This window comes from Herbaspirillum sp. SJZ107, from assembly GCF_006715485.1.
Taxonomy (GTDB): Bacteria; Pseudomonadota; Gammaproteobacteria; order Burkholderiales; family Burkholderiaceae_D; genus Telluria.
This window is the reverse complement of record NZ_VFNH01000004.1, coordinates 544,611-569,075: the sequence shown is the minus strand read 5'-3', so window position 1 is coordinate 569,075 and position 24,465 is coordinate 544,611. Positions and strand designations below refer to the sequence as shown.

The window sequence follows — 24,465 nt, the reverse complement described above, 5'->3', positions numbered from 1 at the left end:
TCAAAAACGCGGCAGGTTGGGGAATTTCATCTGGCCCTGGTGCACGTGCATGCGGCCGTATTCGGCGCAGCGGCGCAGCGTCGGGATGGCCTTGTCGGGGTTGAGGATGCCGGCCGGGTCGAAGGCGCGCTTGACGGCGAAGAACATGTCGAGCTCGTCGCGCGAGAACTGCACGCACATCGAATTGATCTTCTCGATGCCGACGCCGTGCTCGCCCGTGATCGTGCCGCCGACTTCGACGCACAGTTCCAGGATGTCGGCGCCGAACTGTTCGGCGCGGTGGAATTCGCCCGGCGCGTTGGCGTCGAACATGATCAGGGGGTGCAGGTTGCCGTCGCCCGCGTGGAACACGTTGGCGCAGCGCAGGCCGTACTGCTGCTCCATCTGTTCGATCCGCTGCAGCACGTGGGCCAGGTGCTTGCGCGGGATGGTTCCGTCCATGCAGTAATAGTCCGGCGAGATGCGGCCGACTGCCGGGAAGGCGTTCTTGCGGCCGGACCAGAAGCGCAGGCGCTCGGCTTCGTCGCCCGACACCGCGATCGCGGTCGCACCGCATTCGCGCAGCACCTCGTCCATGCGCGCGATCTCTTCGTTCACTTCTTCGGCGATGCCGTCCGACTCGCACAGCAGCACCGCGGCGGCATTGGTATCGTAGCCGGCACGGACGAATTCCTCGGCCACCCGGGTCGACAGCCGGTCCATCATCTCCAGCCCGGCCGGGATGATGCCGGCGGCGATGACGCGCGCCACCGCGTCGCCGGCCTTGACGACGTCGTCGAACGAGGCCATCACGACGCGCGCCACGCGCGGCTTGGGCACCAGCTTGACCGTCACTTCGGTGACCACGCCGAGCATGCCCTCGGAGCCGATGACCACGGCCAGCAGGTCGAGCCCAGGGGCGTCGAGCGTCTCGCCGCCCAGCTCGACGATCTCGCCGCCGGTGGTCACCATGCGCACCCGCAGCACATTGTGGACGGTGAGGCCGTATTTCAGGCAGTGCACGCCGCCCGAATTCTCGGCCACGTTGCCGCCGATGGTGCAGGCGATCTGCGACGACGGGTCCGGCGCGTAGTACAGGCCGTACGGCGCGGCCGCTTCCGAGATCGCCAGGTTGCGCACCCCGGGCTGGACCACGGCGATGCGGGCGTTCGGATCGAGCTTCATGATCTTGTTCAGGCGCGCGGTCGACAACACCACGCCGCCGGCGATCGGCATGGCGCCGCCGGACAGGCCGGTGCCGGCGCCGCGCGGCACGATCGCCAGGTTCAACTGGCGGCACACCCCAATTGCCGCCACGATCTGCGCTTCGTTTTCCGGCAACAGCACGATCATCGGCATCTGGCGGTATGCAGCCAGGCCGTCGCATTCGTAGGCGCGCAGTTCCTCTTCGTCGGCGCGGATCACGCGGTCGGGCAGCACGGCACGCAGGGCCACCAGCGCTTCCCGATGGGGGACGGCATGGGTGTCGGCGGAAACGGGAGCGTTCATTTTTTCATCCTCAAGTTAATTGGAGACCATCAGGGTGAACGGCCAGACGTAGGCTTGCAGGGTCACCAGTATGCCCACCAGCGCCGCCAGGGCCAGCGAATGGAAGAACACGAAGCGCAGGATGTCGCCCTCGTGGTTCACCCAGCGCGTGGCGGTGGAGGCGACGACGATGGACTGGGCGTCGATCATCTTGCCCATCACGCCGCCCGAGCTGTTGGCGGCGCCCATCAGGTTCACCGGCAGGTCGAGCTGCTGCGCGGCGACCCGCTGCATGCCGCCGAACAGCACGTTGGAAGCGGTGTCCGATCCGGTCATGGCCACGCCGAGCCAGCCCATCAGCGTGCCGAAGAAGGGATACAGCGCGCCGCTGTTGGCGAAGGCCAGGCCGAGCGTCGTGTCGGAACCCGAATAGCGGGTCAGCGTGCCCAGCGCCAGCATCAGCACGATGGTCAGCAGCGAATAGCGCACCAGCCACACGGTGCGGAAGAAGGCGCTCACGATCTGCAGCGGGTTGAACTTCATGAACAGCGCGCCGACGATGGCCGACAGCAGGATCGCGGTGCCGGTCGCCGACAGCAGATTCAGCGTATAAACAGCGGTTTCCGGATGCGGCGTGGGCACCACCGGCGGCACGCGGATGATCAGGTTGTGCAGGCCGTCCATCGGGAACTTGGGCGCGAACAGGCTGTTCAGGAAATCCTTCACCGGCGGCAGGCCCCAGATGAAGACGAACACGGTCAGGATCAGCCAAGGCATCCAGGCACGTACCAGTTCGGCGCGCGAATAGGTCTCCACGGCGGCCGGCGCCTCTTGCGCGGCATTGCTGCTGTCGCGCCCGCGCATCGTCGTCGAGGTCCAGATCGTCTTCGGCTGCCACACGCGCAGGAACAGGATCAGGCAGGTCATCGAGACCAGCGCCGCCACGATCGCCACCAGTTCCGGGCCGACGAAATTCGACATCAGGTATTGCGGGATCGCGAACGACACCGCGGTCACCAGGATCGCAGGCCAGATTTCCATCATGGCCTTGCGTCCGGCAAAGGCCCAGATCAGCCAGAACGGTACCAGCAGGCAGAACACGGTCAGCTGGCGGCCAATGACCGCGGTCAGCGGCAGCAGGTCGTAGCCGTGCACCTTGGCCAGCGTGATCACGGGCGTGCCGAGCGCGCCGAAGGCCACCGGCGCCGTGTTGGCGATCAGCGACAGGCCGGACGCCGCCAGCGGCGAGAAGCCGAGTCCGATCAGCACGCCGGCCGTGACCGCCACCGGCGTGCCGAAACCGGCCGCGCCTTCGAAGAACGCGCCGAAACAGAACGCGATCAGCAGCAGCTGCAGGCGGCGGTCGCCGGTGATGCCCGAAAGCGACGCCTGCAGCACCTTGAAGCTGCCGTTCTGTACGCACAACTGTTGGAGGAAAATGATATTGAGCACAATCCAGCCGATCGGCAACAAACCCGTGAACCCGCCCAGCAACGCCGCCCTGCCCGCCATCCCGGCCGGCATCTGATACGCGAACACGGCCACCAGCAGCGCCGCCGCCAACCCGAGGGCGGCCGCCACGTGCGCCTTGATGTGAAGGAAGCCGAGCGCGACCAGCATCACCACCACCGGTATCGCAGCCAGCAGTGACGATGACAGCATACTGCCGAATGGGTCATAAATTTGTTGCCATGCCATATGTGTCTCCTCATTTTTATTGAATAAGTCTTTCGGGCAGAGCTTCGGAGGACACAGGCAGGCACGCCGCGCCCGATAAGGGCAGGCGCGTGGGCCGATAAGGTCTCCGATTTTTGATTTTCTTTAAGTTTGTAAATATTTGCGCTATTCTCGTAACAAAACAAACTGGTTGGGCCAGATGATGGAGAAATATACGCAATGCCGAAAAGCCAACAACGCGGCCGCGTCGCCGAACTGATCGCCAAACTGGAAGACACCCTGCTCGACGGCAGCGCGCCGGCCAACACCCAGCTCGCGTCGGAGCGCGAACTTGCAGAACGCCACGGTGTGTCGCGCAACACGGTGCGAGAGGCGATCCGGCAACTGGAGGCGCGCGGCCTCATCCAGATCAAGCCGCGCAGCGGCATCTTCGTTTCGGACCGCATGCGCACCGGCGCCACGCCGTCGCCCTGGGCGCACCTGATCTCGAGCAGCCCGGCGCGGCACCAGGACATGCTCGAATTCCGCCGCGTGCTCGAGGGGGCGACCGCCTATTTCGCGGCGCTGCGCTGCAGCGACGAGGACCGCGCGCGCATCTCGGACGCGATGGACAGGCTTGAGCATGCGCGCCAGGTCGGCGATGTCGCCGGCGAGTCGCGCATCGACGTCGAACTGCACGAGGCGATCGCACTGGCCTCGGGTAACAGCATGTTCCTGCACCTGCACGGCAGCATCACCAAGATGCTGCGCGAACACATCATCCTGAACGTCGATGGCTTGCGCGAGATCGACCGCTCCCTGTCCGACCTGCTGTTGATGCAGCACCGCACGATCTGCGACGCGATCTGCGAACGCCGTCCGGAGGAAGCCCGCACGGCGATGCAGGCGCACATCGACTATGTGCGCTACAAGCTGGCGGAGGACGACGGGCCAGCCTGAGCGCTTCTGGTTGGGCCAGGACCTGTACGGAGGGGTGTGTCATTCGTGCCGGCGCAGGGGGTCATGCCGGCCTGCTTGATAAAATGAGGAAAGACATGCGAATTCTGAATCGCCGGCATCACCAATGACCATTGGACGGTTGGTGCGCCGGACGCCATACTGCACCTGTCTCCTCTATTCTCCTCAAAAAAGGATAGATTCAGCCCGCTTCCGAGCGGGCTTTTTTTTGCCCGCCCGGGTCGGCCCCGTTCAGGGTGCGGCTGCCCCTGCCACGATGGGGATGCGGCGTGGCGCCGGCGCGACCGCCTGCTCCGCCGCGATCAGCTGGCGCAGCACCCGGCGCGCGCGCAGGGCGCCGGCGTCGGCGCTGAGCAGTACCGGGCGCAGCTCTTCGAAGCTCTTCCCTCCCATCAGCCGTTCCACGCTCTCGATGATCGGCACGTCCTCGCCGACGAAGGCTACCTGCACCGCCTGTTCGATGCCGCGGTCGACAGCGGCGTCGTCGATCTTGAATGCCCGGCTGACCGACCAGAAGTAGTGCGTCGAGGTCGCCGTTTCCGGCGTCAGGAAGTGATTGAAATAGCCCCACACGCCCTGCTCGCGCGCGCCGTTCACGGGGGCCACGCCGACGTCCAGGCGCAGCACGCCCGGCGGGTCCCAGCGCATGTCGAGCCAGTGGTCGACCGGCTTGCCGTAATCGTCGAACAGCGCGTCCCACACCGGCGGCGCCATGCCGTCCGGGCACCAGCGGTTCGAGTGCACCGTGCTGCCGGCCTGGGTGACCTCGATCCTGCCGCGCTTGATCGCCTCGCTGCCAAGGCCGCCCGCATGCAGGTATTCGACGTGCGACAGGTCCATCAGGTTGTCGACGATCAGTTCATAGTTCGCCTGCACGTGGATCGCGCCGGTCTGGGTGCGGAAGGACGGATCCGTCATGAAGCCGAAATCGGGGATCGTCGCCGGATCCGCCAGCGCCTTGTCGCCCAGCCAGAGCCACAGCAGGCCGTGGCGTTCGACCAGCGGACAGCTGGGAATCTGCGCCGCCTCGGGGATCTTGCCGCTGCCGTGGGGGTTGTGCACGCAGCGCCCGGTCGCGCCGTCGAACTGCAGGCCATGGTACGGGCATTGCACGATGCCGTCACCGACCAGGGTGCCGCGGTCGAGCGGCGCGAACCGGTGCGGACAGCGGTTGCCGGCGGCGATGCAGTTGCCGTCTTCCTTGCGCATGAAAAGGATGGATTCGCCGCAGATGGTGCGCGCCATCGGTTTGGGACCGACTTCGCCGGCCAGCGCCGCGACATACCAGACGTTGTTCAGGTAGGACATGCCGTGCCCTCCCCGTTCAGCGGATCAGGCGCTTGACCGCATCGGCGCCGAAACCCATCTTTTCGTAGTGCTGCTCGCACATCGCGATGTAGTCGTGGACGTCGAAATAGCCGGCGGATTCGCCCTTGTCGTCGAGCCAGATCAGCGGTCCGCTGACGATGAAGAACACCCGCATCGGCTCGTCGTGGTCGAAGGCGACCAGCGTGTGGCCCTCGCCCGGCGTCTCGTACACGAAGTCGCCCTCCGTCGCGGTCCAGTCGTGCTCCAGGTAGCCCCATTTGCCGGAAATCGTGTACGCGAACACTTCGTGCGGGTGATAGTGGCGGTTGACCAGGCCGGCCTTCTTCGCCATCAGGATGTCGCACCACTTGTTCGCGGACGGCGAAATCCACAGCGGGCGCGAAGACACGGTGTCGGTGAAGGGTACGTACAGGCGCTCGTCATCGGACGCGGCGTTGGCGATGAAGGCCTCGGGCAGCGCGTGCGGTTTGAACGGGTTGGCGATCGGGCTCAGGTCGCGCCAGAATTCGGTGTTGGCCTTGTCTACCATGAAAGTCTCCTGTTTTATTATGGATGGATGCAGCGCTCTCAATATAGACCCGCGGCCGGCGCCGCGATTGACCGAGCGGGACCTGGCTTTTGACTGAGCGGGACATCGGATTGCGGCCGCCGCCGCCGCCATGGCGCAAGTCCGCCCCGCCGTGCTATGTTTGTGGAAACGCCATGCGAGAGCCGCCACGAAGCGGCCGCGACAGAAGGAGACAACCCGATGCTCGTCCACGCCCCTTGCGTCACCCACGCGTCCACGGCCCCGGTGGCCGCCGGCGACCGGCTGTCCTACTGGGACAGCTACAATGCCGCCGCGCTGGTCGGCTTGCGCACCACCTCGCAATCGCGCGCCGGCCTGGTGGCCAGCCAGACCAACGCCGCGCTGCCCACGATGCGCGTCGCCGACATCAGCGGCAACGCCCACGCGGTCGAGCGCAGTCCGGCCCTGGTCGGCTTATTCCCGAAGGAAGCGGTGTTCGCCTGCCACCTGGTCAAGGGCAGCGCGGTCTTCGTCCAGGACGGCGAACAGTTCGCGCTGAGCGCCGGCGATACCATCATCTACGACACCCGCCGTCCGTTCACCCTGGCCTTCCCCACGGACATGCAGGAGTTTTTAGTCGATATCCCGGTCGATGAACTCGATGCCTGCTGGGGCGTGGGGGTGGGCGACCTGCCGCTGAAGATCGCGCCGGCCGGCGGCGTCGGCGCCGCCCTCGGCACCGAGTTGCGGCGCGCCGTGCGCGGCTACCTGCAGGCGCCGACGCCGGAGGGCAGCATCGCCCTGCCCGCCTGCGTGCACACGGTCCTGCGGACGATGGCCCAATCCGGCCTGCGCGGACCCGACGCGCTGCCGCGCTCGCTGTTTCACATCCTGGCGGCCAAGATGCACATCGCGCGCCACCTGGGCGATCCCGAACTCTGCCCGCTCGATGTGGCCAGGGCCGCCGGCGTGTCGGTACGCCACCTCAACCGCCTGTTCGCACAGGAAGGGACCTCGCTGGCCGAACATATCTGGGCGCAGCGCACGGCGATGGCCTACCGCGACCTGATGCACCCGGCCGCGCGCCACGCGGCCATCGGCGACATCGCGTTCCGCTGGGGCTTTTCGAGCCAGGCCCATTTCTGCCGGGCGATCGCGGCCAGCCATGGTGCGGCGCCGTCGGTCCTGCGCAAGCGGGCCGGATCGGTCCTATAGATTCGCCAATGCCATGTAGTCCAGGATGCTGGTCCCGCCGAGTGTGGCGAACGGCAGCAGGAAAGCCTTCAGCAGGGGCTGTTGCCAGAAGGGGGCGAAGGCGCCTTCGTGCAGCTGCTCCATGCGTTCGAGCAGCAATTTCAGTTGGGCCGGCTTCGGCCCGCTCGCCGGCCGCGACCGGTTGACTGGCGGCGCGGCCGGCATGCCGCGCCAGGAGGGTGCCGGCTCGCCACCGCTCGCGCGCATGATCTCGTCGCTCAGATCCTGGATGGCGTCCTGCCGCGCGGCTTCGGCCGCATAACGCAATGCCAGCGCACAGGCCAGGGCCACACCCGCCCCCAGCACCATCAGCGCCACGCCGGTGCCGGACATGGTCCAGTGGTCGAAGAAGGGATTACGCGACATCAGGAACAGCGACAGTACGATGAAGGGAAAGTAGATCAGGCGGCTGACGCACTTGGTACGCATGGCGATGAACTGCAGGTTGATCCACTTGTTCAGGTAGACGCCCGGTATCTGCAGTTCCTTCTCGAACCTGCGCAGCGTGTCGCTCGGCCAGTTGACCACGCGCGACGCGGTCAGTCCGCGCACGAAGCTGACGCAAAACGTCGTGGCGTCCACCACGAAGAACAGAAGGAAATAGATGGCAACGAACATCAGGCTATGCAGCCATTGATGCACCGTCAGCGACAGCTCGCCGCGCTGCGGAACGAACCAGGGCGAGTGCAGCGCCTGCGCGAGGCACCAGCTGGCGAGGCCTGCCAGCAGCACGCAGGCAGTGGTGCGCGTGGCGCGCGCGCTGATCCGGTTCTGCACGATGTAGCGACGCCAGAAGGGTTCGTTCGGGCTGCCGTGGCTCACGTCCCGAGGCAGGATGAGTCGTAACGAGAACATGTTTACGAAGCGCAGCCAGCGCGGCAGGTGCCGGTCGGCCTTGCGTTGCTTGTCCACCAGGTCCATGCGCATTTCACGGAGATTGAAGCGCTTGAGGATGTCGTCCAGGTTCTCGGTGAGCGCGGCCCAGCCGGAATAAATGAGATACACGCACAGCAGCAGCGTCACCAGCCGGATGGCTTCCGTGGGCCACAGGCTGATCCCTTCCAGGGCGACCAGCGGTTTGCCCTCATGCGTGAGCCATATGGCGAAGGGTTCCCAATAGTGCGCCAGCAGCAGCGGCAGTCCGAGGTGCGCCAGCGCCAGCACGAGCGCGGCAGCCTGCCAGCGCCATATCCGTTGCGCCAGCGAACCGGCGAGAAGGACGCCGCGCAGCCGCCGACGCAGTTTGCGGCTGGCCAGGACCGGGGGCAGCCACAGCATGAGGATCAGCAGGCTCGCGACGAACCACAGCGTAAACAGGCGCAAGTGCGGATACAGGTCGCTTGGCTCGGGATGGATACTGGCACCGCACAGCTTCCAATCCGGGCCGGTACAGCCGCTGCCCGGCTCGCGGTCGGCCGCCGGCGCGGCCGGCGGTCCGGAGCTGAAGTCGAAGGGCCTGGTACGGCCGATTTCGAACAGGCGCGGCTCGGTGAACCACGCGCGTATGGTCTCCTGGCTGGTCGGCTCGCCAGGAGGCGGCTTGCCGGCACCGGTGGCCACGGCCACGGCCTCGGCGCGCAGTGCGTCGTCCATGGCCAGGCGCGTCGCGAGGAAGTTCGACGTCTGGTAAGCGTCGCGGAAGGACGGCATGTCGGGCTGCATGGTTTCCGCCAGGCGCAGGTTGAAATGCGAGGCGACGACCAGGTTGCGCGTCCAGGCCTTCTCGCGCGGGTGCAGGAAACGCGCATCCAGGTCGGTCGTGAAGAAGATCGCGTTTGGAAACTGCGGCTGCAAGGCTTGAAGCACCACCAGCTTGTCGTGCACGTCCGAACCGAGCACGCCGATGGCGCGCAGGCCCATGCCGTCCGGGCTGCTCTCGCCGATCTCCTGGTCGATGTCGGTCAGGCGCTTTGCCAGGCGCCGCAGGTAGTCGAACTGGCTCTGCCCCTCGGCGATCTCGAGGTAGGTGCCGTCCAGCTGGCGGCTGTCGTATTTGTCCTCGGTCCCGGCTGTGGCCGGGCCGGCCTTGGCGGGAGAAGCGCCGGTGCCGGCGGCCGGAGGCTGTTCGCCGTCGAGGCCGCGCACATAGCTGGCGCTGTGGATGCAGAAGCCATCGGCGTCGGCATGCGTCAGGAACGCGTCGCCAAGGGCGCGGCCATACAGGGTGTCCCATTCGGAGATGATCGCGACGTGGCTGGGCACCTGCGGTTTGTCCTTTCCCAATTCGCAGGTCGCGTCCTGCTCGGTGCGCCGCCTGCCCGCATGCAGTCCGCGCAAGCGCAATTCCCTGATCAGCGCATTCGCCAGCTGCCTGTCGTCGCCGATGGTCCGTACCAGCTTGACGCCTTTCTTGTCGAACAGGCTCGGCAGGCTCTGGCCGGACGGCAGTTCGGGTGCGATGCGCGTGTCCGGCGCAGTGGGCACGGCCGAATAGAAGTAGAGGGTCGGCACTTCCGCCTGCTCCGGGTCGCCGGAAGGCTGTACGTCCGGTATGTCATCAAGTTCCTTCACCATGGCGCTCAATCCACCCGAGGTGGCGGGACCGAGTACGCGCCAGCTTGCCAGCCGGTCGCGGGGCTTGATCTGGCCAACCAGCGTGCGCATCTCCTCCAGGGGTTTATCCTTGAACGCATTGCCGTCAAGCCACAGTACAAGTACCCTGGGCGCATGGTCGCCAGCCTTTTCCTTCTTGGACTGGAACCATTCGTAGGGCACGAATCCGGACTTGTCCGGGCCCTTGGGGAAGAAGTAGCCCAGGTGTTCGGCGTCGATCGGCACCTGGCCACTGGCGTCCAGGCCAGCCAGCACCGCATACCGGACCCGTCGCCGGGTCTCGATGTCTTCCGAGTAAGGGCCGCCCTGGAGCATCACGGCAAGCACCACTGCCTTGCGATCGCCATCCTTCATTTCGCCCAGGATTTTCTCGGGCTGGCGCTCGCTATCGCTGGCCTCGGCCTTCTTCGGGTCGCGCTTCCGGGCCTCTTCGCGTGCGCGCGCCACGGCGCCAAAGGGATCCTGCCAGAGCCGCGCATCCATGTCTTGCCCGGCACTTGCCTGCTGGATCTTCGGCTCGCTGACCGGCAGGCGGGTGGCTTCGAGCGGGACCGTGCGGATGAACAGGACACCGACCGTGAGCATGACGATGGCAATGATCCCGCTGGTCGGAACGCCTCCCGATGGCTTCGATTCCTTTTCCATGACGCGCCTCTTTGCGTGGGGGACGGCACGCGTCCGCGTCAGGTCCAGGGAAGGCGGAGTGCATCCCGCAGACAGGGATGCCGGCGGCCAGGCGCTATCCGTTCATTCTGAAGGAAAGCCGGGTTCTCGTCCGTTTGGACATCGGTTGCCGGATTGCGGTTCCGCTGCCGGCTGGGCGACGGACCGGGGCCGGAATCCGGCAACCGGGTCAGGCGCGGCGCGTCAGGCCGCCTGCTTCCACAAGGTGCGCCCGAAGAAGGTCAGCGTGCGGTCCCACGCCACCTGCGCCCATGCCGGGTCGTACTGGGTGCCGGCGATGCGGCCCGCGCCCACAGCCTCCTCGTTGGCGAAGGCATGATGCGCCAGGTAGCGGTGCGGCTCGTAATCGACGTTGGCGGCGGCCAGCTTCTTGTCGAGTTCGTCGATGGTCGCGATCGGGAAGAATGCGTCCTGGGTGCCCCAGTGCGCCTGCAGCGGCGCGGTGATCTTGCTGGCGTCGATATAGTCGAGCGGCGGGCAGCCGTACCAGACCACGGCGGCCGACAGGTCGGGCAATTGCGAGGCCGCCAGCAGCGTCAGCGCGCCACCCATGCAGAAGCCGGTCACGGCGACGGCCGGCGCCCGCTCCTTCAGGTAGGCGACGGCGCCGCGGATATCCTGGCTGACGGCATCGCCGAAGTTCAGGTTGTCCATCAGGTGGTGGGCTTCCTCTTCTTCCACCGTCATCTTGCCGCGGTAGAGGTCGGGCACGAGCGCGAGATAGCCGGCCAGGGCCAGGCGGTCGGCGACGCCGCGGATCTGGTCGTTCAGTCCCCACCACTCCTGGATGACGACGACGGCGGGAGCGCCGTCGAGCTTCTGCGGCTGCGCCAGATAGCCTTGCACTTCCTGGCCGTCCGGACGCTTGTAAGTGACCATCGATGATTGAATTTGTTTCATGATTTTGTTTGTCTAGTCGAAAAGGTTTCAATATTCTACTCGTCCGGTAATCTGGACGTCCTGTCAATACAGTATTCTGTGCCGTGTATGCCCTCGAACGACAATAACGGAGACATCCCATGGAACAGCAAGCGAGCTACGTGCACGGCGCGCACGACATACCGCTCATCGGACAGGCAATCGGCCCCTATCTGGCATCCATCGCGGCAGAATACGGCGACAGGGACGCGCTCGTCGTGCCCTACCAGAATATCCGGTGGACCTACCGCGAATTCGACGAAAAGGTGACCTGGCTGGCCGCGGCCCTGCTGGAGCTGGGACTCGCGCCCGGCGCCCGGGTCGGCATCTGGGCGCAGAACTGCGCCGAATGGGTGTTGGTCCAGTTCGCCACCGCGCGTGCCGGCCTGATCATGGTGAACATCAATCCGGCCTACCGCCGTGCCGAACTCGAATACGTACTCGACAAGGTGCAATGCAGCGCGCTGATCCTGGCGCCCGCCTTCAAGTCCAGCAATTACATCGACATGCTGCAGGACGTGGCGCCGGAAATCCGCGACGCCGCGCCGGGCGCATTGCAGTCGGCACGCCTGCCGCATCTGCGGCATGTGATCCGCCTGGGTAGCGACCGCACGCCCGGGATGCTGAATTTCGCCAGCCTGCTGGTGCCGCCGGGCGCCGGGTCGCTCGATCGTCTGGCCCAGGTCGAGGCGCGCGTGCAGTTCGACGATCCGGTGAATATCCAGTTCACCTCCGGCACCACGGGCGCACCGAAGGGCGCCACGCTCAGCCACCACAACATCCTCAACAACGGCTTCTTCATCGGCGAGGCGATGAAGCTGAGCAGCCGCGACCGGCTTTGCATCCCGGTGCCGCTGTATCACTGCTTCGGCATGGTGCTGGGCAACCTGGCGTGCGTCACCCACGGCGCCGCGATGGTGTATCCCGGCGAAGGCTTCGATCCGCAAGCCGTGCTGCAGACGGTCCAGGCGGAACGCTGCACGGCGCTGCACGGCGTGCCGACCATGTTCATCGCGATCCTCGACCAGCCGGATTTCGCCGGCTACGACCTGTCGACGCTGCGCACCGGGATCATGGCTGGGTCGCCCTGCCCCGCCGAGGTGATGAGCCGCGTGATCGAGAAGATGCACATGCACGAAATCACGATCGCTTACGGCATGACCGAAACCTCGCCGGTGTCGTTCCAGAGCTCGGTCGACGACCCGGTCGAACTGCGCGTCACGACGATCGGCCGCGTCCATCCGCACCTGGAAGTGAAGATCGTCGATGCGGAGGGACGCATCGTGCCGCGCGGCGTCAAGGGCGAGCTGCTGACGCGTGGCTACTCGGTGATGCTGGGGTATTGGGGCGACGACGACAAGACGCGGGAAACGATCGACCGCAGCCGCTGGATGCATACCGGCGACCTGGCCGTCATCGACAAGAACGGGTTTGCCGCCATCGTCGGGCGCAGCAAGGATATGGTCATACGGGGTGGCGAGAACATCTATCCGCGCGAGATCGAGGAATTCCTGTACCGGCATCCCAAGGTGCTGGACGTGCAGTGTGTCGGGGTGCCGGACAGTAAATATGGGGAAGAGCTGTGTGCCTGTATCATTTTGCGGCCCGGGGCGCTTGCCGACGAGGCGGAGATCCGCACCTTTTGCCAGGGGCAGATCGCCCACTACAAGGTGCCGCGCTATATCCGCTTCGTGTCGGGCTTTCCCATGACTGTGACCGGCAAGATCCAGAAGTACGTGCTGCGCGAGCAGCTGGCGAGCGATCTCGGCCTGCGCTAGGTCCCGGCATGCAAGGCCTCGTACAGGGGCCGCTTTTCCTGGTAGGCCGTACCGCGCAGCTGCCAGAACTGGCGTCCCTGTATCGAGTCCAGGAAGGCGCGCCGCCGCTGAATGCGTTCGCTGCCGACTGCACTTTTCGAGATCAGGTAGCGTATCTCCCCGTTCGGTCCCAGGATGACGGTGGTCCCGCCGACGAGTGCATAGTCCGCCTTGCCGGCCCCCGGCTGCATCATCACCTGCTGGGTGATCTCCGCGACCAGGTCGTTGACGATCTGGCCATCCGGACCGGCACGGCGGGCGATCCGCACCGACGCCACCACCGGCAGCTCGGCCCTGCCCCCGAGTGCTTCGGCTTCGCTGCCAGACAGCAAGCCGAATTCCTGCAGGTGCTCGGGCCGGGTGGCGAATTCGCCCAGCGCCCGGGCCTGCCGGGTCAGCTCGGCCGGCGTCGCACCGCAGGCCATGTCGCAATCGAACACCAGGTGCGCCGCATCCAGCGCGATCACCGGCGGCATCACGCGCCGCGGGGCGCGCCACAGCAGCGCATCCTCGGCCAGCGTGGGCACGTGGCGCGGATAGATCGCGCGCCTGGAAAAGGCGTCGATCAAGGCCTCGCGGTATCCCCAGGGATCGTCGGGGACCAGGTCGTAGTCTGCCGTGACCAGCGCGCGCAGGAATTCGCCGAGGGTGATGTCCACCGGCGGGCAATAGTCGACCGCCCGGATCATCAGCGCCTGGAAATGGCCGGCCAGCGAACTGGCCGCATGCGCGAGGAGTTCGGTCAGGTCGGCCGGCAGCTCGCCCGGCGGGCATATCCCCGTGCCGTTACTGGCAAGACGCAGGAAAGGCGCCGTCTTGCGCTGGAAAATGGTGAGGTAGGCCTCGAAGATGGCACACAGCAGGACACGGCCGGACTGGTGCGGCTCGGCGCCGGCGTCGTACTGTTCCGGCGGTTCTTTCGACAGCGCGCTGCGCAGCGCCGCATCCAGTTCGAGCACATGCCCCAGCTGGCTGGCAAGTTCGGTCAGCAGCGGCGCCTGGTCGAGGCGGCCGCGTGCCTTGCGCAGGGCCGTCTTGACCAGTTCGCGATAGCTGAGACGCTGGAATATCGCGATCAGGTCGGCAAAGCCTTCGTGAAAGGCGGCGACATCGGGCCCGGTGGGCACGCTGAACTGGGCGCGCAAGCCGTCCAGCAGCGCGTGCGTCACTTCGTGCGCGACGATGTCGTGCGACAGGCAGGTGAAGACGTAGCCGCCGGGGAGCGTGCGGCCGCCGACGCTGCCCAGGGGCGCGACGTCATAGCCGAAACACAGGGCGCCTTCCTCCTTGTCGTACCAGGCATTTTTCCCCTTGGCCGCGAAGGGACGCAGCGCCAGCCGGGTCGGATCGTCCTCGCGGCGGAATCCCCAGGCGACGTGGCGTCCGAGCGCGCTGCGAAAGACGGCGTACACGCTGCTGCATACGGCGTACACCATTTGCTGATGAAAGCGCGGCTCGGAAGGCGATGGCGTATAGCCGCCGGACATCAGGACGAAGTGCTCGTTCAGGTCGGCCGGCTGGTAACGGCCATTCTGCTGCGGATCCTGGCTGTCGACCTTGAACAGGCTGCCCTCGGGCCCCGGCGCCAGCGGCTCATAAGGCACATTGATCAGGGTGACCGCCGCTTCCATCCGCGATGCGGCGGGATCGCTGGTATACACCTTCAGCGGGCGATACAGGGGGTCGCCGGCCTTGCGCGCGAACGGCCTGGCAATGGCGCGCGTGACCGACGCGGCCACCTGGAAGCGCACGCCCAGCCCGTCGCCCTCGACGCTCGGCGGGCCATGCACGGGCGGCGGCAAGCCGCCCGTGCCGTCGCGGCTTTGCGCCTGCGCAGCCGTGGCCTGCGGGGTCGAGCTGTCGAGCTGTTGCTGACCAGTAGCCATGCTTCGTCACCGGTTCTGCGGCCCGCCCGACTGCAGCGATTGCGGCGGCGGATGCTGAATACCGCCATTCGGACGCTGCATGTCGCCCGTCGACGTCTGTTGCAGCTGGACTTGCTGCAGCAGGCGCTCGACGCTGCGCAACACGCCGAGCAGCTCGCCGGCATCGGGTATGGGCGACGGGCCGGGTGCCGGCACGGCTGCGCGCTCGGGCCGCGCGGCTGACGGTTGCGGCAGCGGCTGCAGGAAAGGCCGCTTCGCCGCAGTGCGGGAGCTGGCATCGAGCTGGACATGCTGGCGCGGCGTCTTGCCGAAGCCGGCCCGCACCTGCTCGATGAAGGCGCCGTTGGTGAGTCTGGCGCCGGCGGTCTCCAGTATTCTGGTGGCGCGGGCAGTGAACTCGCCCTGGCCCTGGCTCTCCCACGCGGATTCGTTCCGGGCGCAGGCGGCGAAGCTCACCTCGTAGGTCACCTTCGGTTCCGCGGCAGCCGCGAAGGCACGGGCAGCGCCGGCGTCGCCGACCACATGTTTGCGATAGTCGAGAAACGCATCGATCATTGCCTGTGTCGGCGGCATGAAGCGCTGGCGCTGGTCGCCTTCGGCGATGAAGAGGCGCCGGTTATCCCCCGAGTGGCAGCAATCCATGAAACACGTCAGGTTGACGCCGGCGGGCACGCCCGCGTAGATCTCGCCAAGTTCGTCGTCCAGCAGGAATGCGCCGGTCTGGTAGTCGTAAGGGACGATGGCCTGGTCCTTGCCGTCCACTTCCTCGTCGTGGTTCAGGTCCGGCATCTCCGTGCCATGTCCCGCATACTGGAACACGATGACGTCGCCCGCGCGGCTTTCTGCGATCATCTGCTTCAGCTGGCCAATGATGTTGTCGCGCGTGGCCTGCTGGTCGAGCAGGCGCGTTACCGCAAAGCCGGCGCCGTCCAGGGCTTTGCGCCAGGATTCGACATCCGCCAGGCATCCCGCCAGCGGCTGCGTGGGGTAGGCATTGATACCCACGCACAGCGCCCGCCTGGTGCCACGCCGTTCGTCGATCCGGATGTCGTCGCTGCGCCGGTCCTGCTTCAGCATGTCGCTCAGCGTCGGCGCGGCCGGTGCTTGCGCAAGGCCGCGGTCCGCGGCTCCGGCAGAAGGATAGTCGACGATGGTCCCGTCGTCGCCCCGGTTCAGGATGCGGCGGGCGATGCTGCCCATGGTGGCGCGGTCGTCGTCGAAGCCGCCGTGCGTCGTCGATCGGCTGGCACTGTCCACCATCCCCGGCGGCGTCTGCGACCAGATCACCTCGGCCCTGCCCTGTCCACCGCTCAAGCCGAACAGGCGGCTCAAGTCGGCGTCGGCGCGCAGGCTTTCCTCGAGACCGAGAATCGGCGTCTTGCGCTGCGGCTCGAGTGCATGGAAGATCAGGTACAGCAGCGATTTGTTGTAGATCCCGGCGCAGTTGTCGCGTGCCTCGAGCGCCTCCTTCATGGTGTACACGGTCAGATCGCGGATGCCGCCGCGATCGCCGACCAGAAGTGCAAGCTTCTCCTTGAACAAATCGACCCGCACCGCAGGCGCCATCAGGTGGAGCGAGCGGAACGCGGGCACGCCCAGGTCGAGCGCGCAGGGGATGAACCAGGAATGGAAGATCGCACCCGCGCTATGGCCGACGGCATGCAGTTCCACGGCGTCGCCGTAGCGTTTGCAGAACGCCGCAAGCTGCTGCGCGACGAGGTAGGCGCCGCCCTCGCGTCCCGGCTGCACCTGGCGCGTCTCGCTCAGGGTGTCCGGCGAGGACGCGGTGCGGGCATTCTGCTTCATCACGCCCCAGATCTTGGGTCCGCCGAGAAAGCGCACCGTTTCCTGGATCAGCGGGTCGCTCGTATAGTCGGCGAAGTCGCGCTTGCCGGAGATCGCCCGCTGCAGCAGTTGCCCGACACTTTCGAACAGGCCCGTCTCCCAGACAAAATAGATGGGGTAGATGTCGTTGTCGAGCCACCATGCGACGCTCTTGCGGGCAATCGCCAGTCCGGCCGCCTCGTCGTTCAGGCCCCCGTGGGCCTGGAACATCAGGCGCAGGGGCCGCTGCGCAGCCTGGGCGCGCTCCAGCGCGCGCGGCAGGTGTTCCGAGAAGATCGCCTCGACATCCTGGCGGGTGGTGGTCCATTGTCCGCTGCCCGACAGTTCTCCCATCGACAGGTTGACCAGGTGCGGCCTGAGGTCGGGCTGGCGCAGCGGCACCGCTTCGCGCCGGCCCTGGCCGGCGTAAGCCGCGCGCGCCCCGGCCTCCTCGTGATGCCGAGGGTGATGGGTGCAGGCGTCGGCATCGGCCTCGAAGGCGGCCATCACGCCGCTCTCCCGGCTCTGCATATCCTCGAGCAAGTCCGTGATGATCGCGTTGGCTGCCAGGGAATCGGCATGAAACGGCGGCTCGTTCTCGGGCAAGGCCCGACGCGCCTGTCCCATCTCGCGGCGCTTGCGCATGACGTCGTCCAGCATCCGCTCATAGTCGATGCTGTCGCCCGGGCACGTCTTCCCCGACATCATGTTATGGAATTTCAGCGTCGCCAGCGGCAAGTCGAAGGCCTGCTGCAGCATCGCGACGACGCCGACCGCAGTGGCGCGCTGCTTGCCGCCGAACGGGTCGGCGCCGACGTCGAAGTCCCCGATCATCTCGAACATGAACGGACCGGCCCGATCGTCGCCGTTGAAACCCCTGGCGCTCGCCGGCGGCTTGTTCCAGTCGCGTCCCAGCCAGATCTCGCCGTTCGGATCGATGGTGATGTGCTGGGCGATATCGCTCCAGCCATTGTGCTCGGTGTGATAGCGCCACATCGCAACGATCGTGTCTTCCCCCTTGAATCCATGGTGGTCGGGGCGCCATGTATGGTGCATGTGGACGGCGTTGATGGAGCGCGAGAACGGAAAGCGGGCGAGCAACGCGGAGAATTGATCCAAGCTCACTTTTTTGAAAGAGGGGCGCATGGTAATCCTTCACAAGGTGACCATCGCCGGTTGGCTTGACCGGAGACGATGCGGAACACATTCAGTGACCACACATCTTCAATAGACAGCGGTCTACTGCGAGCCACATCATTCTGTGCCCATTTTTGACGGATGACACACTAAAGATTGCGAAAAATCGAAACCTTCAATAAAAGCAACGGTTTGTCAAAAAATTTTGCTATTTGCGCTCATGCGATGAAACAAAATCTCTCTACGTCAACGAAACTTTGACCGGCATACATTGACGCAAGCATCTCTTCCGCTCTGGTACGACGGCTTTACGCATGCGATGCACGCATTCGCCAGGATTGCACGCGCTCTTACAAAAGGTTTCGATTGAAACTTTTACACACTTTCGCGTGTGCGGCTCAGCAAGTAATCTAATGGGCTCGGTACCAGCCAGGCTCGTGACGGCGCCTCACGGCGGGCCGATCGCTTTTTCTTCAAACGGAGTCTTCCTTGTCCGACACTAATGTTCCCCAACCGCAAACGGTCATCAAAATCATCGGCATAGGCGGGGCCGGCGGCAATGCCGTCAGCCACATGGCGTCCTCCGGACTGTCCGCCTTCGAATTCATTTGCGCCAATACGGACGCGCAGGCGCTGTCGAACACCCGTACCGAAAAACGGATCCAGCTGGGCGAGAGCGGCCTCGGCGCCGGCAGCGACCCGGTCGCCGGGCGCGAAAGCGCCACGCACGAACGCAGCGCCATCGCCGACGCGCTCAAGGGCGCCGACATGGTCTTCCTTACCGCCGGCATGGGCGGCGGCACCGGCACCGGCGCCGCGCCCGTGGTCGCCGAAGTGGCGCGCGAGCTGGGCATCCTGACCGTCGGCGTGGTGTCGAAGCCCTTCCAGTTCGAAGGCCCGCGCCGCATGCGCGTGGCTGAAGAAGGCATCGCGGTGCTGGCGCGCTGCGTCGACTCGCTCGTCATCGTCCTCAACAGCCGCCTCGAAGAAGTCCTGGGCGACGACATCACGCAAAAGGGGGCTTTCGCCGCCGCCGACGAGGTGCTGTCCAAGGCGGTGACCGGCATCGCCGACATCATCACCGTGCCCGGCATGGTCAACGTCGATTTCGAAGACGTGCGCACCGTGATGCGCCAGACCGGCATGGCGATGATGGGCTCGGCCCAGCACGAGGGCGAGGACCGCGCCGTCAAGGCGGCCGAGGAAGCCATCTCCTGTCCCCTGCTCGACGGCTCGAATCTGCGCGCTGCGCGCGGGCTGCTGGTCAACATCGCCGCCTCCGAGGAAAGCCTGAAACTGCGTGAAACCCGGCTGGTGATGGACACGATCTGTGCCCAGACCAGCGACGATGCCATCATCAAGTTCGGCGCGGTGTTCGACGATACGCTGGGCGATGCGATGCGGGTGACCGTGGTGGCCACGGGCTTGAATCGTCCTAGCGACTTTGCTGTCGGACGGCGGTCGGCGCTGTCGCGGCCTTTGAACCAGCCGCAGTCGGTGCTGCGCCAAGCGGGAGTCAGGTCGACGTTGGGGCAGCATGAGGTGCGTACCGGGTCGACTTCGCGCTAGCTCGGGTCGAGAAAAAGGCATGGCGCTTTTGCACCGGCTGCCCTCGTGCGCACAGGGCAGTTCGGTTACCATCAAAATCAAGAGCCAACATTCCTTCCTATTACATTCATATGATGAATAAAACCGCGCTGAAAGCCGTTTTTTTTGACATCGACGGCACGCTCATTGACAGCAACGATGCGCACACGCGCGCATGGATGCAAACCCTGCAACGGCACGGCCACTCTGTCAGCTACGAGACGATCAGGCGCTTGATCGGCGAGGGATCCGACAAGGTTTTCGCTGAGCTGCTCGGCATCGAGTCGGACTCGGCCCTTGCGAAACAGATTACGCACGACCGCACGCAGTTATTGCTGAACAGCTTCATCCCGAACCTGAAACCTACACCCGGCGCCAGAGAGCTGGTGCAACGCCTGCGGTCCGAAGGTCTACGTCTGGTGATTGCTTCATCCAGTGGCGAAGAGCTGCCGGCGTTGCTTGCGCAGGCCGACTTACAGGACTTGCTCGACACGGCAGTCTCCTCCGATGAGGTAAAGGCGTCCAAACCCGACGGTGACATCATCGAAGTTGCCTTGCGGAAGGCTGGCGTGCATCCCACCGAGGCCGTGATGGTCGGCGACACGCCCTACGACATGGCGGCGGCCAAGGCGGCCGGGGTCAAGGGCATTGCACTGCGCTGCGGCGGGTACTGGGACGATGCGGCTTTTTCCGATGCGGCAGTCATCTTTGATGATCCGGCGACATTGTTGCGTCACTGGACCGACGCGTCACTGGCCGGCTGAACTAGAAGGCAAATTTCGACATTCTTCTCGGCTTGGTAATCGGCGGGCTTTGTCAGACACGCGCATGTCTCAGTGGTCCTCCTACCCTCGCAAGGTTGCAAAGTAGCGTGGGGTTCCAAAACTGGGTGACGCAGACCAGTGCAGCACCATGATCTGCGAATGCTTGAGGTGAGGTTGATCCCATCTCCGCAACTGCAGGCCGCTGCAAAGCCTGCTACTGTTATGGCAGAGTTTTTTTTGCCAAATTGTGCCCCGTACCGAGAGGCCGCTGCTGTCGTGTCAACCGAACTCGAAAACTTGTCCGCCTACCTTCACCGTGCGGCGGTTGCCGGATTCACCGACGGTCACGCGCGGACGCTTGCAGCCGATGTCCAGCAGCACCAGGAATTCCGCCACCGACCCGCCATCGGCCTTCAGGTAGAACGCGCCATGGTCTTCCGTCACGCCCTTTTTCGGCGGTGGTCCGCTCCACTTCGCGAACGGGGCGTTGCCGTTCAAGTCGCGCAGGCAGACCGACTGCCGTCCGGCTGCGATTTTCACGCTCGACGGGCTCTCGACTTTCATCATGCCAGGGGCATGCACGTTGAACTCGTAGGTGTGCGGGGCTGAAGACGACAGTTTGTCGCGCACCACGATCGCGTTCGGACCATGGAGGTAGACGACCTGGCCCCGGGCCTGCGTCAGCTGGCCGCCATAGGCCGGGGTCGCGTCACCTTCTGCATAGTCGTGGTCCGGGCGTGGCGAGAACTGGACGATGCTGCCGTTGCGCTGCAACTGTTCGCGGTAGCCGCTTACCAGCTGCCCCTTGCCGCCATCGAAGGTGACGGCGTTCTGCGCTTTGGTCTGGCGGTACCAGTCGGTCCACAGCGGCGAACCGTACCAGTCGTACCAGCCGGCCTCGACCAGCAGGGGCTGGCCGGCAACCGTCAGCAGCATGCCGTTCTGGTCGCCGTGGCTGTGGTTGAACGAACCGTACGGACTGGACTTGAAGTAGAACGACATGTCCCCGCTCGAGCCGATGTCGCTGTGCATTGCGACCCAGCCGATGCTCTGGAATCCGGCCGCGTTCGGCGGCGCGGCCTTGCGCCTGCTTGCCGCCACCGGCATCGGGTAAGGCGCCTCGAGTACGGACAGGGCGTCGTCCAGCGCCGTCAGCTTGTCGGCATACCAGGCGGCATGCGGCGACGCCACGCGATTCGCAAAAGCCCGCAGCACACGGAAATCGGGCTTGGTGTCGGAACCATCGCCGAAGGCGTGCAAGGGCGCGCCCGGCGGGACGAACGCGATGAGGAAGTCCATGAAGCCCGCCGTCCACGGCTTCGCGTACATGTTCACGCCGGTCACCTGGCGCAAGGGATCCCACAGCACGAGCATGTAAGCGGCTGCGTATTCGGCGTACGCAGTGCCGTTGGCGTAGCCGCCCTCCTGCCCTGACCAGGGTTCGGGCGCCGCGACATAATCCCGGAACGCGAAGTCGAACCACTTCCGCGCGTCCGGCACGTCCCCCAGCGCCAGCGTCGAGATCACGGCCATGTAGGCCAGCAGCGTCGTGCCGTGCGAATCGAAGGGGTGCTGGTCGAGGCGCCCGCCGTCGGCGGCCAGGTCGCTGAACATGTCGGCGCCGCGCACGCTCACGATCTTCAGCCAGCGCGCCTTGCGGCCTGCGTCCAGGTCGCCGGCCAACAGGTCGGCCGCCTTCACCAGTGCCAGCGCGATCTGGCGTGTCGCCTGGTCCTGGTTGGCATAGCTGGTCGGGCCCGAGGGGCTCAGGGCGGCCAACTGGTCGCCGCGCTTGCATGCCTCTTTCAGGTGGTCCGGATTCTTCTTCAGGCGCCACAGGATGGTTGCCGCTTCCAGCTGGCGCGATGCTTCGTCGATGCGGTGGGCGATTTCCCTCTGCTGGGCAGCCATGGCCGCAGTCAGCGGCGCATTGATCACGAGCGGCCAGCGTTCGTCGCTGAGGTCGGGCAGTGCCGCTGTCTGCAGCTTGACTTCGTTGACCAATCGGCTGAGGTAGGGGTCCAGGTCATTCTTTTTCGGCGCGCTCCAGGCGGCGTACTGCGTGAACGACGGCGGCAGCGAACGCGGCCGGGCCTTGTCGAGGATGCGCGTACGCAGCGTGGCATTGTCCGGCACCTCGAACGTGGTCGACTTGTCGGTGATGGAGAATGCGCGCGCCCCCGACCACTCCGTCGAGCCGGCCGGGCGCACACGCCAGGTGTAATGGCCTCGGGCCAGGGACTTGGGCGGCAGGTACCAGGTGCGGTCCACGGTCACGCCGATCGGCGAAGCCCCCTCCGCTACGATCTGGATCTCATAGCGGGTCGCACCGCCCGGGTAGCGGGCCCAGGTGAAGGTAGGCGGGTTCTGCAGCTGCTCCTCGCCGTTGGACGGGTTCGTTCGAACGACAAGCGGGTCGGACGATTGCGCCCAGTCGGCCTGGGCACCCAACGGCCACAGCAGCGACGACAGGGCCGCCGCAAGGACGATTGCGGTCCGATGCGCTCTCATGTCGATCTCCACAAGTCGCACTGCAGTGACCGGGCGTGCGTTCGTGATGGGTTGCTGCCACCTCTCATTGACACCTCTCCAAACGAATGGTTCGGCTAGCGGCCGCTTCAGGCCTATGAGCGTATGTTCACGGCGCGCGCCGCTACCCGGGGTAGCGGACATCAGGCTGACCTCGAGTCCGGGATTACGATTTGGTAATGTGAGTGACGATGCCGGGACTACGTTAAGCGGCGTACAGTGCGGCCCCGACCGGGTACCTAAGCTGGATTTTCACCCCACTCCAGGAGAAATGTCATGAATACGAAATGCAAACTTGCCGTCGTCTCTGCAGCCTTGATGTTCGCAGCAGGCAGCGCCAGCGCGGGCTGCGGCAAAGGCGCTGTCGCGGGTGGCGTGGCGGGCCACGTCGCCGGCAAGCATGGCGTCGCCGGTGCGGCCATCGGGTGCGCGATCGGCCACCATTCCGCCAAGAAGAAGCAGGCAGCTGCCAACGCGGCGGCTAGCACCACGCCGCCGGCAGCCGCACCCGCAACCGGTACGAAGTGAAGCGCGCACGATCCTGACGCCGCGCTTGCAACTGGCTGGAGGGCGATAGCCGGTCCATGCTGCTTCAAACACAAGGCCGCTTTCCAGGCGGCCTTTTTCGTTCATTGGGATGCACCCGGGGGGCGGATCGAGGGCGGCCTGCAGGCCGTCCATGCGTGGGGTGCACTGCGCGACGATGTGATGTCCAAACGAACTCAACTGGGAATAAAACGCAGCGTGCCTAGAACAGCGTGACGTATGCCACGGTGACTGGGCCGGTGGTCCCAGCCGGCCGGCGCATGTTGACCTGTATGTAATAGAAGAACTGGCGGTGATCGAAGGTCAGCGTGCCGTTGGTCGGGAGAACATTCTTTTGGTAGTCCCTGTACCCCTGCGGAGACGCGACCGGAGGGACGAACGCATCGCTATCTGCCTCGGCAATCGTCGAGGGAGCGGAGTCCACGCCCTCACTAATCCCGTTAAAAACATATTTCTTTTGCCTCAACGCGGTCACGACTTGCGAACCCGCACCGCGGAGCCCGTCATCCTTGTACCTCACCGTCATCTTGGTGATCCGGCTGAGCGTGCTCGGGATGGCGCAGGTCAGGATAATCTCGCCGTAACCCCCGTCGCGAAACGAGGCCTCGCCGGCCGAATTGAACAGGACCGACTGGGCGGACGTCTGGCCCGTCGGAACGCAGGCCGCCATGGCCACGCCATGGAAATTGTCGAGTCCGGCCGCCGACGAAGTGGCCGGCAGGGCAAGCACAGCCGTGAGTGCGATCATGGTCTTGACCAAGTTTTTGATCGTAAGGGTAGTCATGGCAATTCTCCATCAGGGTTGAATATGGGTCAGGTTTGCCTTGTCGGCGGCGTGTGAATCTTTCGGTTCACGCCTCCATCATTGCAATGCCCATGCCAGGTGTAAGGCGCAGAGCGGGAACGCGCTCCAAACCATTGAAAGTATTGAATTTCCCCCAACTGTGTTCGCTCGTGACGAACACAATGCGAGCCTATGTTCGCCACGACACAACAGTTCCGGCGGCGTTACCTGATCGCTTGTTGCG

The 24,465-nt window shown here is 65.3% G+C and carries 16 protein-coding genes; 6 read left to right on the top strand and 10 right to left on the bottom strand.

Annotated elements, in window-relative coordinates; all coding sequences use genetic code 11:
* Both FBX97_RS25390 and FBX97_RS25385 read right to left on the bottom strand, forming a co-directional pair.
* Positions 1 to 1,488, bottom strand: a complete 1,488-nt coding sequence (locus tag FBX97_RS25390) for an FAD-linked oxidase C-terminal domain-containing protein (RefSeq protein WP_141837951.1) — start codon at positions 1,486 to 1,488, stop codon at positions 1 to 3.
* A 15-nt stretch (positions 1,489 to 1,503) separates the two neighbouring features.
* The gene (locus tag FBX97_RS25385; protein WP_141837949.1) at positions 1,504 to 3,165 is read right to left on the bottom strand and encodes an L-lactate permease; all 1,662 of its coding nucleotides are present in this window, start codon (positions 3,163 to 3,165) and stop codon (positions 1,504 to 1,506) included.
* 198 nt (positions 3,166 to 3,363) lie between these two features.
* Here FBX97_RS25385 and FBX97_RS25380 point away from each other — a divergent pair, with 198 nt between their 5' ends.
* Positions 3,364 to 4,083, top strand: a complete 720-nt coding sequence (locus tag FBX97_RS25380; RefSeq protein WP_141837947.1) for a FadR/GntR family transcriptional regulator — start codon at positions 3,364 to 3,366, stop codon at positions 4,081 to 4,083.
* 249 nt (positions 4,084 to 4,332) lie between these two features.
* On the opposite strand, the gene FBX97_RS25375 is transcribed toward FBX97_RS25380, so the two are convergent.
* Positions 4,333 to 5,409 (bottom strand): aromatic ring-hydroxylating dioxygenase subunit alpha, encoded by a 1,077-nt coding sequence (locus FBX97_RS25375; RefSeq protein ID WP_141837945.1) that lies wholly within the window; start codon positions 5,407 to 5,409, stop codon positions 4,333 to 4,335.
* 16 nt (positions 5,410 to 5,425) lie between these two features.
* Positions 5,426 to 5,959, bottom strand: a complete 534-nt coding sequence (locus FBX97_RS25370; protein ID WP_141837943.1) for a 2,4'-dihydroxyacetophenone dioxygenase family protein — start codon at positions 5,957 to 5,959, stop codon at positions 5,426 to 5,428.
* Between the two features lie 219 nt (positions 5,960 to 6,178).
* Here FBX97_RS25370 and FBX97_RS25365 point away from each other — a divergent pair, with 219 nt between their 5' ends.
* A complete protein-coding gene (locus tag FBX97_RS25365) occupies positions 6,179 to 7,153 on the top strand; it encodes a helix-turn-helix domain-containing protein (protein WP_185748748.1) in 975 nt (324 codons plus the stop codon).
* Here FBX97_RS25365 and FBX97_RS25360 read toward each other — a convergent pair.
* Complete coding sequence (locus tag FBX97_RS25360; RefSeq protein ID WP_141837939.1) at positions 7,148 to 10,390, bottom strand: hypothetical protein; 3,243 nt, start codon at positions 10,388 to 10,390, stop codon at positions 7,148 to 7,150. The two genes, FBX97_RS25365 and FBX97_RS25360, sit on opposite strands and share 6 nt — an antisense overlap.
* Before the next feature lie 222 nt (positions 10,391 to 10,612).
* A complete protein-coding gene (locus FBX97_RS25355) occupies positions 10,613 to 11,329 on the bottom strand; it encodes a dienelactone hydrolase family protein (protein WP_141837937.1) in 717 nt (238 codons plus the stop codon).
* Positions 11,330 to 11,448: 119 nt separating this feature from the next.
* On the opposite strand from FBX97_RS25355, the gene FBX97_RS25350 reads away from it, so the two are divergent.
* A complete protein-coding gene (locus tag FBX97_RS25350; protein WP_141837935.1) occupies positions 11,449 to 13,125 on the top strand; it encodes an AMP-binding protein in 1,677 nt (558 codons plus the stop codon).
* On the opposite strand, the gene FBX97_RS25345 is transcribed toward FBX97_RS25350, so the two are convergent.
* Entirely contained in the window at positions 13,122 to 15,050 is a 1,929-nt protein-coding gene (locus tag FBX97_RS25345) for a peptidase M4 (protein WP_141837933.1), read from the bottom strand. The genes FBX97_RS25350 and FBX97_RS25345 overlap by 4 nt on opposite strands.
* A 6-nt stretch (positions 15,051 to 15,056) precedes the next feature.
* Positions 15,057 to 17,930: a caspase family protein gene (locus FBX97_RS25340; protein WP_185748747.1), complete on the bottom strand. Its 2,874-nt coding sequence runs from the start codon at positions 17,928 to 17,930 to the stop codon at positions 15,057 to 15,059.
* 570 nt (positions 17,931 to 18,500) lie between these two features.
* Here FBX97_RS25340 and ftsZ point away from each other — a divergent pair.
* Both ftsZ and FBX97_RS25330 read left to right on the top strand, forming a co-directional pair.
* Entirely contained in the window at positions 18,501 to 19,580 is a 1,080-nt protein-coding gene (ftsZ, locus tag FBX97_RS25335; protein WP_141837931.1) for a cell division protein FtsZ, read from the top strand.
* A 110-nt stretch (positions 19,581 to 19,690) separates the two neighbouring features.
* Positions 19,691 to 20,362 carry an HAD family hydrolase gene (locus tag FBX97_RS25330; RefSeq protein ID WP_141837930.1) on the top strand — a complete coding sequence of 224 codons (672 nt, stop codon included), beginning with the start codon at positions 19,691 to 19,693 and terminating at the stop codon, positions 20,360 to 20,362.
* Between the two features lie 279 nt (positions 20,363 to 20,641).
* Here the strand turns inward: FBX97_RS25330 and FBX97_RS25325 are convergent, their stop codons facing one another.
* Positions 20,642 to 22,873: a heparinase II/III family protein gene (locus FBX97_RS25325; protein WP_141837928.1), complete on the bottom strand. Its 2,232-nt coding sequence runs from the start codon at positions 22,871 to 22,873 to the stop codon at positions 20,642 to 20,644.
* A 294-nt stretch (positions 22,874 to 23,167) separates the two neighbouring features.
* Between FBX97_RS25325 and FBX97_RS25320 the strand changes: the two genes are divergently transcribed.
* The gene (locus FBX97_RS25320) at positions 23,168 to 23,419 is read left to right on the top strand and encodes a hypothetical protein (RefSeq protein ID WP_141837926.1); all 252 of its coding nucleotides are present in this window, start codon (positions 23,168 to 23,170) and stop codon (positions 23,417 to 23,419) included.
* A 220-nt stretch (positions 23,420 to 23,639) separates the two neighbouring features.
* Here the strand turns inward: FBX97_RS25320 and FBX97_RS25315 are convergent, their stop codons facing one another.
* On the bottom strand, positions 23,640 to 24,221 hold the full coding sequence (locus tag FBX97_RS25315) for a hypothetical protein (RefSeq protein WP_141837924.1): 582 nt from the start codon (positions 24,219 to 24,221) through the stop codon (positions 23,640 to 23,642).
* Positions 24,222 to 24,465: the final 244 nt, after the last annotated feature.